The 13,532-nt window shown below is 45.2% G+C and carries 9 protein-coding genes, 1 tRNA gene and 8 pseudogenes; 14 read left to right on the forward strand and 4 right to left on the reverse strand.

All coding sequences use genetic code 11. The annotated features are described in order from the left end of the window. The first annotated feature begins 5 nt into the window (after nt 1-5). From V3224_RS06525 to V3224_RS06560, 8 genes and pseudogenes are all read left to right on the forward strand, one after another. Complete coding sequence (locus tag V3224_RS06525) at nt 6-1,328, forward strand: DNA circularization protein (RefSeq protein ID WP_334469429.1); 1,323 nt, start codon at nt 6-8, stop codon at nt 1,326-1,328. After that, a pseudogene (locus V3224_RS06530) lies at nt 1,325-2,390 on the forward strand (phage baseplate assembly protein). Before V3224_RS06525 ends, V3224_RS06530 begins: the two are co-directional and overlap by 4 nt. A 52-nt stretch (nt 2,391-2,442) precedes the next feature. Beyond that, nucleotides 2,443-3,012 (forward strand): phage baseplate assembly protein V, encoded by a 570-nt coding sequence (locus tag V3224_RS06535; RefSeq protein WP_334469431.1) that lies wholly within the window; start codon nt 2,443-2,445, stop codon nt 3,010-3,012. Nucleotide 3,013: 1 nt separating this feature from the next. Next, the gene (locus tag V3224_RS06540) at nt 3,014-3,409 is read left to right on the forward strand and encodes a phage GP46 family protein (protein WP_334469433.1); all 396 of its coding nucleotides are present in this window, start codon (nt 3,014-3,016) and stop codon (nt 3,407-3,409) included. After that, nucleotides 3,399-4,467, forward strand: a pseudogene (locus V3224_RS06545) (baseplate J/gp47 family protein). Before V3224_RS06540 ends, V3224_RS06545 begins: the two are co-directional and overlap by 11 nt. Nucleotides 4,468-4,472: 5 nt before the next feature. After that, the gene (locus tag V3224_RS06550) at nt 4,473-5,063 is read left to right on the forward strand and encodes a YmfQ family protein (RefSeq protein ID WP_334469435.1); all 591 of its coding nucleotides are present in this window, start codon (nt 4,473-4,475) and stop codon (nt 5,061-5,063) included. Then, nucleotides 5,050-5,257, forward strand: a pseudogene (locus V3224_RS29780) (hypothetical protein); the annotation flags it as partial. The gene V3224_RS06550 and the pseudogene V3224_RS29780, both read left to right, overlap by 14 nt. A 296-nt stretch (nt 5,258-5,553) precedes the next feature. Beyond that, a pseudogene (locus V3224_RS06560) lies at nt 5,554-6,143 on the forward strand (recombinase family protein). On the opposite strand, the gene V3224_RS06565 reads toward V3224_RS06560, so the two are convergent. Both V3224_RS06565 and V3224_RS06570 read right to left on the reverse strand, forming a co-directional pair. Continuing rightward, on the reverse strand, nt 6,110-6,523 hold the full coding sequence (locus V3224_RS06565; protein ID WP_334469439.1) for an ATP-binding protein: 414 nt from the start codon (nt 6,521-6,523) through the stop codon (nt 6,110-6,112). The pseudogene V3224_RS06560 and the gene V3224_RS06565 sit on opposite strands and share 34 nt — an antisense overlap. After that, entirely contained in the window at nt 6,520-6,666 is a 147-nt protein-coding gene (locus V3224_RS06570) for a hypothetical protein (protein ID WP_334469440.1), read from the reverse strand. The genes V3224_RS06565 and V3224_RS06570 overlap by 4 nt, the downstream gene beginning before the upstream one ends. Before the next feature lie 67 nt (nt 6,667-6,733). Here V3224_RS06570 and V3224_RS06575 point away from each other — a divergent pair. The 4 genes and pseudogenes from V3224_RS06575 (at nt 6,734) to V3224_RS06590 (ending at nt 9,200) form a co-directional block, all read left to right on the forward strand. Beyond that, nucleotides 6,734-7,331 (forward strand): annotated as a pseudogene (locus tag V3224_RS06575) (DUF2800 domain-containing protein). A 147-nt stretch (nt 7,332-7,478) separates the two neighbouring features. Then, nucleotides 7,479-8,351 (forward strand): IS982 family transposase, encoded by an 873-nt coding sequence (locus V3224_RS06580; RefSeq protein WP_334467716.1) that lies wholly within the window; start codon nt 7,479-7,481, stop codon nt 8,349-8,351. A 22-nt stretch (nt 8,352-8,373) separates the two neighbouring features. Further along, nucleotides 8,374-8,925: pseudogene (locus tag V3224_RS06585) on the forward strand (DUF2815 family protein); the annotation flags it as partial. 80 nt (nt 8,926-9,005) lie between these two features. Next, nucleotides 9,006-9,200 carry a hypothetical protein gene (locus V3224_RS06590; protein ID WP_334469442.1) on the forward strand — a complete coding sequence of 65 codons (195 nt, stop codon included), beginning with the start codon at nt 9,006-9,008 and terminating at the stop codon, nt 9,198-9,200. Between the two features lie 2 nt (nt 9,201-9,202). Here the strand turns inward: V3224_RS06590 and V3224_RS06595 are convergent. Together V3224_RS06595 and V3224_RS06600 are read right to left on the reverse strand one after the other, a co-directional pair. Continuing rightward, nucleotides 9,203-9,277, reverse strand: a tRNA-Lys gene (locus tag V3224_RS06595). A 10-nt stretch (nt 9,278-9,287) separates the two neighbouring features. Further along, nucleotides 9,288-9,959, reverse strand: coding sequence for a helix-turn-helix transcriptional regulator (locus V3224_RS06600; RefSeq protein WP_334469443.1), 672 nt, complete (start codon nt 9,957-9,959; stop codon nt 9,288-9,290). A 211-nt stretch (nt 9,960-10,170) separates the two neighbouring features. Here V3224_RS06600 and V3224_RS29785 point away from each other — a divergent pair. Next, nucleotides 10,171-11,995 (forward strand): annotated as a pseudogene (locus tag V3224_RS29785) (DNA polymerase); the annotation flags it as partial. A 917-nt stretch (nt 11,996-12,912) separates the two neighbouring features. Beyond that, nucleotides 12,913-13,149: pseudogene (locus V3224_RS29790) on the forward strand (DNA polymerase I); the annotation flags it as partial. Nucleotides 13,150-13,532 lie beyond the last annotated feature (383 nt).

Consider the following 13,532-nt stretch of genomic DNA (forward strand, 5'->3'; position numbering starts at 1 on the left):
TCTTGATGACCAATTGGAAAGATTACTTACGCCAAGCGTCCTTTCGCGGTGTCCCGTTTCAGGTAGACGATGACGAGGGAACGTTCGGGCGACTGGTACAGGTTCACGAATACCCCAACAGGGATAAACCCTATACCGAAGATCTTGGACGCGCCACCCGGCGATTTACTATCAATGCCTATCTGGTCGGTGATGATTTCTTCGATGCCCGAGATCGGCTCATTGTGGCTATTGATACGCCAGGGCCGGGAACGCTGGTACATCCCTACTACGGTGAAATAGCTGTCTGTATTGACGGTGAAGTGAGAGTAAGCCATAGCGGGCGCGAAGGTCGTATGTGTCGTGTTAGTTTTAGCGTGGTTGAGGCTGGAGAGCTTTCTTTCCCAACAGCCGGTGTTGCGACGGGCCAAACGTTAATTTCTTCCTGTTCAGCACTAAATGATCGCATTGGCGAAGCTTTTGCTCATGTGGGCTTAAAAGGCTTACCGGATTTTGCACAGGCTGGCGTGTTAGCACGGACTAAAAGCATGATTAACAACGTCACCAAAGCCTTTGACACTATTGATAACGGCATTACTGCCGCGTCAAGGCTATTGCATGGCGATATTTCGGTGATCTTAAAGTCCGGCTCATCCGGTAAAAACCTGGTCGAAGCGATACAGCGGATGTGGCGTGCTGGCAGGCGTACCGCGCAAGATGCTTCTACATTGTCACAGCAAATCAAAACGCTATCGGGTGTCACACTAGGGAATGATTTAGCGCCGCGTGGAGTATGGAAAAGCGACAGGCCAAGCGTACAGTCTGAACGCATTCAGGGTAATGCTATCGCCGCTGTTTTGCGCACGACCGCGATCCATGAAGCCGCCTGGCGATTAACACAATTACCGCCGCCGCGTACAGCCCTATTACCGGTTAATCAACGTGCAAAACGTCAGGTACACTTCAATATATCCCATCCCGCATTACACGCGGTTTCTCATACGGCAGGCAGTCACATTGAAGGACTGGCGGCGGTAACGTGGGATGCGTTGGTCACGGTGCGAGAAACGCTGAATCAGGCTATCGAGCACGAACAGGCATTAACGCTTGATGATGCGCTGTTCCTTGCCTTGCAACAGGTGAAAACCGATGCTAACCGGGATATTGCAACACGACTGGCGCAAGTTGAAAAAACGGTAACACGCACGCCCGAGGCAGTGCTACCGGCGCTGGTTCTGGCTGCCAAGTGGTATGACAATGCGGCACGGGAAACCGATATCACCAGCCGGAATGCCGTTAATCATCCAGGCTTTATACCGGTTAAACCCTTGAGAGTACCTGCAAGATGAGTGATTACGTGATATTGCGCGTCAACGGTCGCGAATGGGGGGGCTGGACGCGGGTACAGATTTCAGCAGGCATAGAGCGGCTCTCACGCGATTTCAACGTAGAAATCACCCGCCAATGGCCCGGTGAATCGGGAAGCGTACCACTACAGCCCAGAATTAAAAAAGGCGAGCTTGTCGAAGTCCTAATGGGTCAGGATAAAGTCCTCACCGGCTGGATTGAAGCAACCCCGATACGCTATGACGCCAAGAGTATCCAGGTTGGCATCAGTGGCCGGAGCAAGACAGCCGATTTGATTGATTGCGCCGCAAACTCGACTGTATTTACAGGGAAAACGCTTTATCAAATCGCGTCAGAACTGACAAAACCGTTTGGTATTAAGGTCATTAGCCAAAAAGCCCCAAAAACGCCGCTACAGACTTTTCAGGCGGATTATGGGGAAACTGTCCATGAAGTGCTAAACAAGGCGTTAGGAAGCCAACAGGCGCTCGCCTGGGATGACGAAGACGGCAATTTGTTATTGGTCTGGTTGGTAATGACAAAGCTACCACCGCGCTGGTTTGGGGTGAAAATATTCTTACCTGTGATACCGAGCAGAGTATCCGTGAACGTTTTTCGGAATACCAGGTCGCAGGGCAAAGGGTAGGTGATGACACAGATCACGGTGAAGCGACGTTAACGGCACTGCGCCCAGAGCCAGGGATAGTCAGATAACGCGCTATCGTCCGCAACATATCCAGCAATCCGGTAATGCAACAGGGGCCAGTTGTAAAGCACGTAGCGAATTTGAAGCCAGGCAGCGAGCAGCCAGAACCGAAGAAACCACCTATACCGTGCAGGGGTGGCGACAAGGTGACGGCAGTCTGTGGAAACCTAACCAGCGGGTTATCGTTTTTGACCCCGTGTTAGGTTTTAACAATCGGGAACTCGTGATTAGTGAGGTGGTGTATACGCAGGATGAAGGCGGAAAATGCTGTGAACTCCGTGTTGCACCCGAAGCCACCTATATTCCGCCGCTTGAAGCGTTAAAGGAAAAAGAGACAGAAGATATCGGCGACCTATAGAAATTTTAAAATATCACTTTTTCTTTAGTTTAACCTATTAATGAGAGAAGCAATGCAAAATATTTTTTCTCGGTTGCAGCGAAACCTTGCGCGCCTATGGTCACGAGCGGTAATACAACGTCTGAATAACGCGACCGCTTGCCAACAGGTTGATATATCCATGATGGCGGGCGAAACGAAAACAGGTATGGAGTACCTGGAACCTTACGGTTTTACCTCGACTGCCCATGCAGGTGCAGAAGGGGTTGCTCTATTTCTCGCTGGCGACCGTTCTCACTGCGTTTTGATTAACGTTGCTGACCGTCGCTACCGGATAAAAGGGCTAAAAAGTGGTGAGGTGGCTATCTATACCGATGAAGGCGATAGCATCGTGCTCAAACGCGGACGGTTGATAGAGGCGAGGACAGAGACGTTCATCCTGAATGCCAAAAACAAGGTGGTACTTAATACCGCATTAATTGAAACACCCGGTGAAATCAAGGCGGAGAAATCGATCACGTCTGCTGCCGAGGTGCAAGATAAAGTGGGTTCATTAAGCACGATGAGGAAACAGTACAACAGCCATGCTCATTCAGGCGATAGTGGCGGTATGACCGGCACACCTACTCAAGGTATGAAATAACATGACAGGCGTTCCCATTCAACATGATGACCGATTAAGCCGTGCCGTGATTATCTCGCTGTTCACCTGGCGACGCGCTGAGCCGGATGATGACACAGATACGCCGTTTGGGTGGTGGGGCGATACGTGGCCGACCGTACAAAACGACCGGATTGGCTCTCGATTGCACTTGTTAAAACGCAGCACTTTAACTAACCAGACGGCGCAAAAAGCAAAAGAATATATCGCTCAGGCGCTCACATGGATGACAGACGACGGTCTCGCGCTTCGGGTTGATATTGAGGTAGTACGCTCAGGCATCGATAGATTAATGGCAACTGTCATCCTGACGTTACCTGACCATAACATAAAAACGATGACATTCAACAACCTGTGGAGCGTAATCCATGCAAACTAGCGGTTTTTCGCGCCCGACCCTGTCACAACTGATAGACACCATTCGCGGTGATTTGCTCACCCGATTTAATGAAGATAGCGTATTACGCCGCCTCGATGCTGAAGTGTACGCCAGAGTACAGGCCGCCGCTATTCATACCCTATACGGCTATATCGATTATTTAGCGCTAATATCTTGCCGGATTTGGCGGATGAGGAATGGCTGATTCGTCACGGTAATATCAAACGCTGCCCACGTAAAGGGGCAACCAAAGCGAGCGGATTTGTTTGGTGGGAGGGTGTACAAAATGCCCTATCGATGCCCGCTGACACGGAAATACACCGTGATGATGGTCAAATCTACACCACAACGGCCCCAACAATATCAGCAAGGGGTGTACTTCGCGTGCCCGTCGTTGCAAACAGCAGCGGTCAGGCTGGCAATTGGAAGATGGTATCGCGTTACGTCTTGCAACCCCGATAACGGGACTGTCGTCTACCTGTTATGCCGATAACATCAGGACGGGAACCGATATTGAAGATTTGGATAGCTGGCGACAACGCATCATGGCGCGCTGGTACGATACACCACAAGGGGGTGGGGATAGTGATTATGTTCGCTGGGCGAAAGAAGTTTTAGGCATAAGTCGTGCATGGACACATCGACATAAGAACGGTATCGGCACGGTTGGGGTGATGGTGGCGAGTGATGATGTAGACCATCCTGCCCCCACACAGGAAATCTTAACCAAAGTCAGAGAGCATATCTTACCCCTTGCTCCTGTTGCCGGTAGTGGTTTAACGGTCTTTCCGGTTACGGCAAAAACTGTTCCCATTTCGATAGCCTTATCAACGGATACGCCAGAAATACGGACAGCGGTTATCGCAGAAATCAAAGCCTTCTTACAGCGAGAAGGCAAGCCTGGCAGCAAGCTTTTTCTTTCAAGATTCGCTGAAGCCATCAGTCTTGCAGCAGGTGAGGTCGCCCATCGTCTTATTGCGCCAACGGTAGATATTGAATTAGCCCAGACGGAAGTGCCGGTATTGGGTGAGGTCACGTGGGCAAAATATAAGGAGTGAGCATCATGACAAATCTGGACGACGAATATACGCAATTGTTGCGAACGTTATTGCCGCCTGGCCCCGCATGGGATGAAGAAGATCTGCTCATTAAAGGGCTAGCCCCTTCACTGGCACAAGCCCATCAACATGCTGATAGCCTGATGATTGAAATTAACCCGGCCCAATCGGTTGAATTAATTAACCGTTACGAAAAATTATGCGGACGGCCGGATAAATGCCTCGCTAATAGAGCGCAAACGCTAGAAGAAAGGCAACAAGTGCTTGATGCCAAAGTGAATAATGTTGGCGGTATTAATGCGGCTTTTTTCAAAAAGCAGTTGGAAATATTGGGCTATCCAACAGCAACAATAGAACAATTTCAACATCTTGATAGTACGCCAGATCTGACTTGGGACGATAAGTGGCGCTATTACTGGCGGGTGAATATTCCTGCTGAAGCGAATGTACGCTGGATTAGCTGTACCAGTGCTTGCAATGAGTCGATTAGGACGTGGGGAGATAGCGCCGTGGAATGTGTTATTGAGCGCCTGTGTCCTTCACATACCCAAGTACTTTTTGCCTACATTAAAGGAGAAAATGATGCATCGAATTGATACCTCTACCGCCCAAAAAGATAAATTCGGGCAGGGAAAAAACGGGTTTACCAACGGCGATCCGACTACCGGCACACCGTCAACAAAATTGAATAGTGATCTTTATGATGCACTACAAGAGGAAGTGTGTACCGTTATTGAACGCTCAGGTATTCGTCTTAATAAAAGCCAGCATGACCAGCTTTATCAGGCGGTGAAAAAATTGTCTGAGGCAGAAGCGAATAAAGCGAAACTCGCGTTAGTTGATGGTGCGACAGTGGATTTGAATACGCTAAACAAGCTTGCAAAAGCCCTTGGCAATGATGCGAAATTTTCGGAAACAGTGATTAATTCATTAAATCAAAAATTAGCAAAAAATCAAAATGGGGCTGACATCCCAGACAAGAATCTTTTTCTAAAAAACCTTGGTTTTATTAAATAGAGAATTTAGCTAATATTTTGCCCAAAACCAGCAATGACAAGGCTTTCAGAGGGAGAATAAGAGGCTAAAATGGCAAAAATAGGCTATATGAGGGTGTCAAAAAATGACCAAAACACCGATTTACAGCAAAAATCCTTGATTTGCGCAAATTGTGAGCAGATTTTTGAGGATAAAATCAGCGGAAAAACAGATCAGAGACCCGGATTAAAACGCGCGCTAAATGCACTGAAATCGGGTGACACCTTAGTCGTCTGGAAGCTGGATAGACTGGGTCGCAGCATTAAACATTTGATTACTTTAATATCCAAACTGGAAGATGAAGGTATTCATTTTCATAGTTTGACGAATGCATTGATACCTCTACATCCGCTGGCCGTTTTTTCTTTCATGTGATGAGTGCGTTAGCACAAATGGAGCGAGAACTGATTGTTGAGCGGACTAAAGCAGGTTTAGCAGCAGCAAGAAGTAGGGGGCGTATTGGCGGCAGACCTCAGTCGCTATCTTTTGCACAGCAACAGGACGCTCAAAAATTATTGGCTAACGGTCATAGCAGAAAACAGCTTGCATTACTGTATGGTGTTTCATTGACCAGCATCTACAAATATTGTCCCGTTGATCGTACCACTCAAACAGACCAAAGTGCCTCCGATGAAAAATGACAGTGTAATTTCGTTGCACTGATGGAAACAAAAGTAGCCTGCCATTTATCGCACGTTTTGGCTTCAAATATCGCACGCCGCATCATGATCGTTAGTGGATCAGTTTTGCATGATCGCTGACAACGGGGAACACCGCTGGCATATTTGTAATCAAACTGCTCCAACGTCTTTATCACTGGCAGCCCAGATAAACGGAGTATCGTTTGACGCCGACGTTCAGTAAGTCCTTCATACTGGAGTCGTAAAACAGACTCTAGAAAGTCAGCGTGTGTACCGTTCTTGTCGACAGTTCCTTGCGCTACAGCTGGCCACTCTGTGCTTAGTCTGTCCAGTTTAAGCTGCTGGCAGAATTTTTCGATGCGTTCATACTGAAGATTCATATCGGCATCTCCAGAATCGACTGATAGACGGACAAAGGATGTTGTAGGCTCTCTATAGGAATGGGGCGAGTCTGATGTATCGGTAAAGGAAATGCTTGCATGACTTTCGGCAGCGGCAACAGTGCCAAGCGTTCTTGTAGCATGCGCTCTTCCGGCGATACACCCGTAGTGCCGTGTTTACATACATTGCGGGCGCAAAAAGCCATGGAGATGGCAACCCTCGCCGAGCGCAACGGGCTTAATGCGCTACCCGATAGTGCCTTTTCACCGGGCATTAAACAATGCCAGTTCTGCAAAGCAAAAGGCGGATTGTGTTTTGCTCAGGCGCAGTTTGTCCATAATGAAGTCAGAGGCGATTTTGTCGATTTAACCCAACCTTTGAACCCCCAACTAAGTAATGCACCAAAACGCATTACGCTACTAACCCCTGAGCAAATGGCAACACTCTACCCGCATGTCGATTTGATAGAGAGCTTTTGTAAAGCCTTACGCAATCGGGTCGCCGAGGCATTACACAACGGGCAATCGCGTATGGGGTGATGAACGTGAAGCCGAAACGCTGTTAAAAAATGCCAAACTTAAACAGGAGCAAATCTACCACAAGAAAATTATCAGCCCACCACAGGCTGAAAAATTGCTTAAAAAAGACAAACCGAGTCGCTGGGCAAAACTAGAAGCACTTATTGAACGTGCAGACGGTAAACCTGTTATCGCACCGGAATCTGACCCTCGACCTGCCATTATTACTAACCCCTTAAACGACTTTGACGATGTGACCGAAGCGGCACTCGCTGATAAATCCATTTAATTAAAAGGTAACGTGATGAAAATTAAATTAACCTGAGTTCGGGATAAGAAATAAAGAGAAAGTCTTGATATTCAAATAGTTGAATGAGCCTGTTTTGTTAAAATACTCTAACAGTCTGGTTAAAGAGTAGAGCATTGTTAAACAATTATGGAAAATCTTACTGAACTTTATTGCCTGATGGATGATTTTTGCAAAGACTTCGAGCCAAAAATGCATGAATATTTGCTGACTAACGGTACTAAGCGTCGTAGACGGTCTACTCAGCTTTCGTTGGCGGAAATGATGACACTGGTTGTGTTGTTTCATCAACTCCGATTCAGGCAATTCAAGGTATTTTATCTCTATTATGTCCGCTTATATCTCCGGAAGGAATTTCCTAACTTGCCATCCTATTCACGCTGTGTAGAGTTACTTCCGCGTAGTGCCTTAGCGTTAACGGCACTGTTTGAGTCAATTAAGGGAAAATGCACGGGGCTATCGGTTGCCGATTCTACTCCGATAGCGGTGTGTGATAACTTACGGATCCGCAGACATAAAGTCTTCAATGGGATAGCTGAACGGGGAAAAAATTCAACAGGTTGGTTCTTTGGTTTCAAGCTTCATGTAATTATCAATCATTTGGGGGAAATACTCAGTTTTCGACTCACACCAGGAAACACCGATGATCGGAAACCATTGCCTGAGCTGACAAAGGATCTTTCTGGTTGTTTGTACGCAGATAAAGGGTATTTATCGGCTTCACTGAAACAGCAACTCAAAACGATGGGAATTAGCCTTATAACGAATATCAAGAAGAAAATGAAGCCTATTAAACAGACTTGTTTCGACAAAGCCATCTTGCGTCATCGTTCTGTCATTGAAACGGTATTTGATGAGTTAAAAAATCTTTGTCAAATAGAGCATACGCGACATCGCTCTCCGGCTAACTTTGTAGTGAATTTATTAGGCGGACTGGTTGCATATTGTTTAATGCCATCTAAACCAAAGATACCTGTTGCAGGTACGTATCTTCAAGTATAATTGATAATGCTTATCCCGAACTCAGGTTAAATTAAACAACGTACGTCTGGCTTTTCCTGAATTATTTGAACCTACACAAGTCAGTGGCCAGGGCGCCTTCAAATACCGAACAAATTTCCTTATCGCCAAAAATCGTACTGACCTGATTGAGGAAATCAAAACGGCGATTAAGGCGGTCATTAAGGAAAAATGGGGAGCCAAAGAGGTAGAAAAAATTTATAACAGCATCTGCCACTCCAATAACCGTTTTTGCTTCCGCGACGGGGACAATAAGGAATACGACGGTTATGTCGGAAATATGTACATCACCGCCAGTAACAAAGATCGGCCGTTAGTCATTGACGTAAATCGCACACCACTCACCGCACAGGACGGACGCCCCTATTCGGGCTGTTACGTTAACGCCACCATTCAGTTTTACGCGTATGACAATAATGGTAAAGGGGTTTCAGCCTCCTTAAGAGGGGTTCAGTTTTTCCGGGATGGCGATGCGTTTGCAGGTGGAAGCGTGGCCTCCGTTGACGAATTTGACGACCTGAGCATGGCTGAGGAAGAAGAATTATTAGCCAGCTAAGTTAACACCAGGGGAACTACCGCCGCCTGAGGTGGTGAAATAATCAGGCACCGCGCTAAATTCCTTGAGGAGGGTTAAAAATGAAATTAAATAATATTGGTGAAACCATTGCGCTCACTAACCCCAGTAATAACAGCCATTATTTGCTTAACTTAGCGCAACCCGTTTACGCCGATGAAGAAACCAAAACATTAATCAGTATGATTCAACTACTGGCAGAAGAAAACCAGTACCTGAAAAAAGAGAATAAGCGACTGGCAAAAAGCCATCGGTAAAATGGTGGGCTATGCAGGACTCGAACCTGCAACCGATGGGCCAAAAGCCCTCTGCTCTATCATTAAGCTAATAACCCACTATATTTGTTATAACAATCCCTTTAACAAAAATGGTGGAAAGTAATTATCAAATCGTTCCGCTATCCCGTAGTCTCTTAGTTGTTTTCGTGTGTAAATATCAATCTTTTTATATATCTGTTGTATTATTTGCTCTACAACACAACAATAGGTACCTAACCGCAATGCGATTTCTTGATTACTCATAAGTTTCATCGCGAAAAAAAGCACATTAAGTTCTTCAGTCGTAAATATATTATTCGGTGGGTGATTTGTTAGGAAATACGGGGTGTTAGGGTTTTTAAAGAAATGTTCTGATAGTAATCTAGGTGGTATTTTTCTTCCGTGACTGATAGTACCTGCAATTTTACTGTGATTGTAATAAACCGATTTTTTTACGAAAAAAGGCTGGGGTAATCTTTTTTTTCCTGTAATGTGATTGATAACATAAAATAACGTATTACCAGATTTCAAAACAATTTGTTGATGAAAATGAACTATATCACCATATTCACACCATGATACAGGACATTCACAAATTAGCTTTCCTTCAATATCCAAATTCATTGGTAAAAGGGAAATGATAAAAGCAGCTTTATTGGCATGGATAAAACGTGATTCAGTATCTGCAATACACCAAAAATCTTGCTGTCGTTCCATAAACGAGATGAGGTGTTTTGTTAGTACATCAGATGTTTTCATAGATATTACGATTATAAATTTATTTTTATAATTAAGTTTAGCTTTTTAATAAAACAAAAATCAATATCGCTTTTTTATTAAATCATCTCGTGTACTGACAACCACGGGTACGAAGGTGAACTAACCCACTTCTTCAAACGTCACTAATTAACCCAAAACCCCTTTTTATAGGAGCAATCATTAATCAATTTAAATATTGAGGAATTTTTAGATGCAAAATTTACTGTTTTGCGATTTAGAAACCTACAGCGATACCCCCATTAATTGTGGCACTCACCGCTATGCTGAGCGTGCCGAAATATTACTTTTTGCGTACGCTTACAATCATGGTTCTGTCAAGGTTTGGGATGTGACGCAAGATAAAACGATGCCAAAGTTTAAAAGCCTATCTTGATGACCCTGCGATCTTAACTGTATGGCACAATGGCGGTATGTTTGATACGGTAATTTTAAGCAAAGTGTTAAATATTGACTTACCGTTATCCCGCGTTCACGACACCTTAGTACAAGCACTGGCACATGGTTTACCTGGTGCACTAGGTTCGCTTTGCGATATCTTCAACGTCAATAGCGATAAAGCCAAAGATAAAGAAGGTAAAGCCCTTATCTCTTTATTTTGCAAACCGCGCCCTAAAAATAGCAAAATACAACGCGCCACGGCGTTAACGCACGTAGAGGAATGGCAACGTTTTAAGCAATATGCAGGTTCTCATATTTTAGCCATGCGCGAGATTTATCAATATTTACCGCGTTGGAATATGAATGCTGATGAAACCCAACTATGGCAGCTAGACCAAAAAATTAATCGCCGTGGAATGTGTATGGACGTTGAACTGGCGAAAAGTGCCTTGACTGCCGTTGAAAACGAGCAAAACCGGTTATCAACCGTCACCCGGCAATTAACAGATAATGTCGTACAAACCGCAACGCAACGCGATGCTTTGCTACAGCATATCACCTCGTCATTTGGCATCACGTTACCGGATATGCAAGCCAGCACGCTACAGCGCCGAATTAATGACCCGAACATCCCACAGGCTTTATGCGAACTGCTGTCAGTCCGTCTGCAATCGTGCACAACCAGCACCAGTAAATACAAGGCACTGTTAAAATCGGTAAGCGCAGATGGGCGTCTTCGAGGGACTAAGCAATTTTGTGGTGCCTCACGCACCGGACGATGGGCGGGACGTATTTTTCAGCCGGATAATCTCCCCAGACCCACGCTTGACTCAAACACTATTAATGACGGGATTGAAGCGTTAAAAGCCGGTTGCGCCGAGCTGATTTTTGATGACATTATGCAATTGACCAGTTCTGCGCTAAGAGGATGTATTATTGCGCCACCCGGTAAAAAACTGGTTATCTCTGATTTATCAAATATTGAGGGCCGCATGCTGGCATGGCTGGCGGGTGAAAATTGGAAAGTCAACGCTTTTAGCGAGTTTGATAACGGCAAAGGCGATGACCTCTATAAACTCGCCTATGCGCACGCATTTAATCTTTTACCTGAGAACGTCACTAAAGCTCAACGACAAATCGGTAAGGTAATGGAACTCGGCTTAGGTTATGGCGGTGGGGTTGCGGCATTTCTAACGTTCGCCCTCGCCTACGGTCTGGATTTAGATGAACTGGCGGAAGCCGCATTACCTAACATACCGTCTGGCGTTAAGCGAGAGGCAATAAGCTGGTATCAAAAATCTGTTGAAACAGAGAAGACTTATGGCCTCAGCGAAAAAGTATTTGTTACCTGCGATTCCCTTAAGCGCATGTGGCGCAATGCCCATCCACAAACCGTATCATTCTGGTACGACATTGAAGAGGTAGTAAAACAGGCCATTCAGTCACCGGGGATAGCGTTTAAGTGCCGTAAACTTAGCGTCCGTCGCGATAAAGGCTGGCTCAGGATTTGTCTACCATCAGGACGGAGTATTTGCTACCCTTCTGCGCGAATAGAAAATGGACAAATCACCTATATGGGTATTAATCCCTACAGCCGAAAATGGGAACGGTTAAAAACCTACGGGGGAAATTATGTCTCGCCAAAGGAACACTTGTGTTGACTATAACGGGTTGGATGCCTATAGAAATCTTTTCACAAGATGCTTATGTATGGGATGGTATCGAATGGGTATGCACAGATGGCAGTGTTTTTAATGGTAATCAAGAAGTTATTCAGGCTTACGGAGTTTGGATGACCCCTGATCACCAAGTATTGACGGAAAAGGGTTGGAAAAGTGCATCACAGAGCAAAAGATATAACAGGTCTTCGTGTCGGCTACCTGACGGCTATGAACTACCACGGTTCAGACGGAAAGAAATCAATCTGGAAAGCACGTTGCACCTGTGGACACGAAATAATCATAGCAGCAACAGAATTACAAAAACAAAGAAAAAAAGGTATAACTGCCTCCTGCGGATGCCGAAAGGCACAAACAATATCATGCAAAAACCAAAAGCACGGAATGTCAAAACACCCCGCTTTTGCTGTATGGAGCAGCATGTTAGCCAGATGTACTCGCCCTTCCCACAAAGCATGGCCAAATTATGGTGGTCGGGGAATAACGGTTTGCAAACGTTGGCAAAAAAGTTTCAGCAATTTCTGGGTAGACATGGGCAAAACATACCAACCCGGCTTATCTTTAGATCGCATCAACAACAATGCAGGTTACCACCCCAAAAACTGCCACTGGGCTACGTCGCGTTAACAAGCTCAAAATACTCGACGAGCAAGATACGTGCAAACTCCCCTCGGCACAATGAATATACAGGAATTAGCTCGCCTAACAGGGATTGCTTCAAGCACGCTTTACTATCGCCTGGTAAAAAAGGTAAGTCCAGTACAACTAGTGGAACACCCCAACATATCGCGGAAGTTTACGACCTGATCAATTGCGGGCCTCGCAACCGTTTTGTAATAGCAACACCCGATGGGCCCTTAATTGTTCATAATTGCGAAAATATCTGTCAGGTCGCCGCACGGGATGTCTTGGCATATAACATGCCGTCTATTGAAAAGGCGGGTTATGAGATTGTCCTAACCGTCCATGATGAAATTATCAGCGAAACGCAGGATACCGCACAATTTTCCGCCGAGGGGTTAAGTACACTGTTAAGTGCCAAGCCTGACTGGGCTTTTGATTTACCGCTTAGCGCAGCGGGGTTTGAGACTTATCGCTATCGAAAAGAATAAAAAAGTATTCACCACGTTTAACAGGGAAATCATAAGGTTTATCCACTATGCAAGACCCACTCAATATATTACCGCTGAAAAAAATACCCTTACGAAATAGCTACGTTTTCCAGTTTTCTGGAAAAATGCGGATTAGGTAAAATTATGCCGAAAATGAAAGGGAATTTTATATGCCACGAGTTTCGCACCAATAAAAAAACGCGCTATTTTTAAGTTTAATTCAGCATGATATATAAATAGACAAAACCTTATAAATTAAATACAAATTATTGTAATTTAATAAAATTTATGTGTTTTAGTAACTTACAGATTAACCATTGCTTTTAAGCCATTTCTAGAACTTTATATGCCTGTGCGAAACTCGTGTATGCTATGAATTAGCC

The organism is Arsenophonus sp. PmNCSU2021_1 (assembly GCF_036919435.1).
Classification (GTDB): Bacteria; Pseudomonadota; Gammaproteobacteria; order Enterobacterales; family Enterobacteriaceae; genus Arsenophonus; species Arsenophonus nilaparvatae.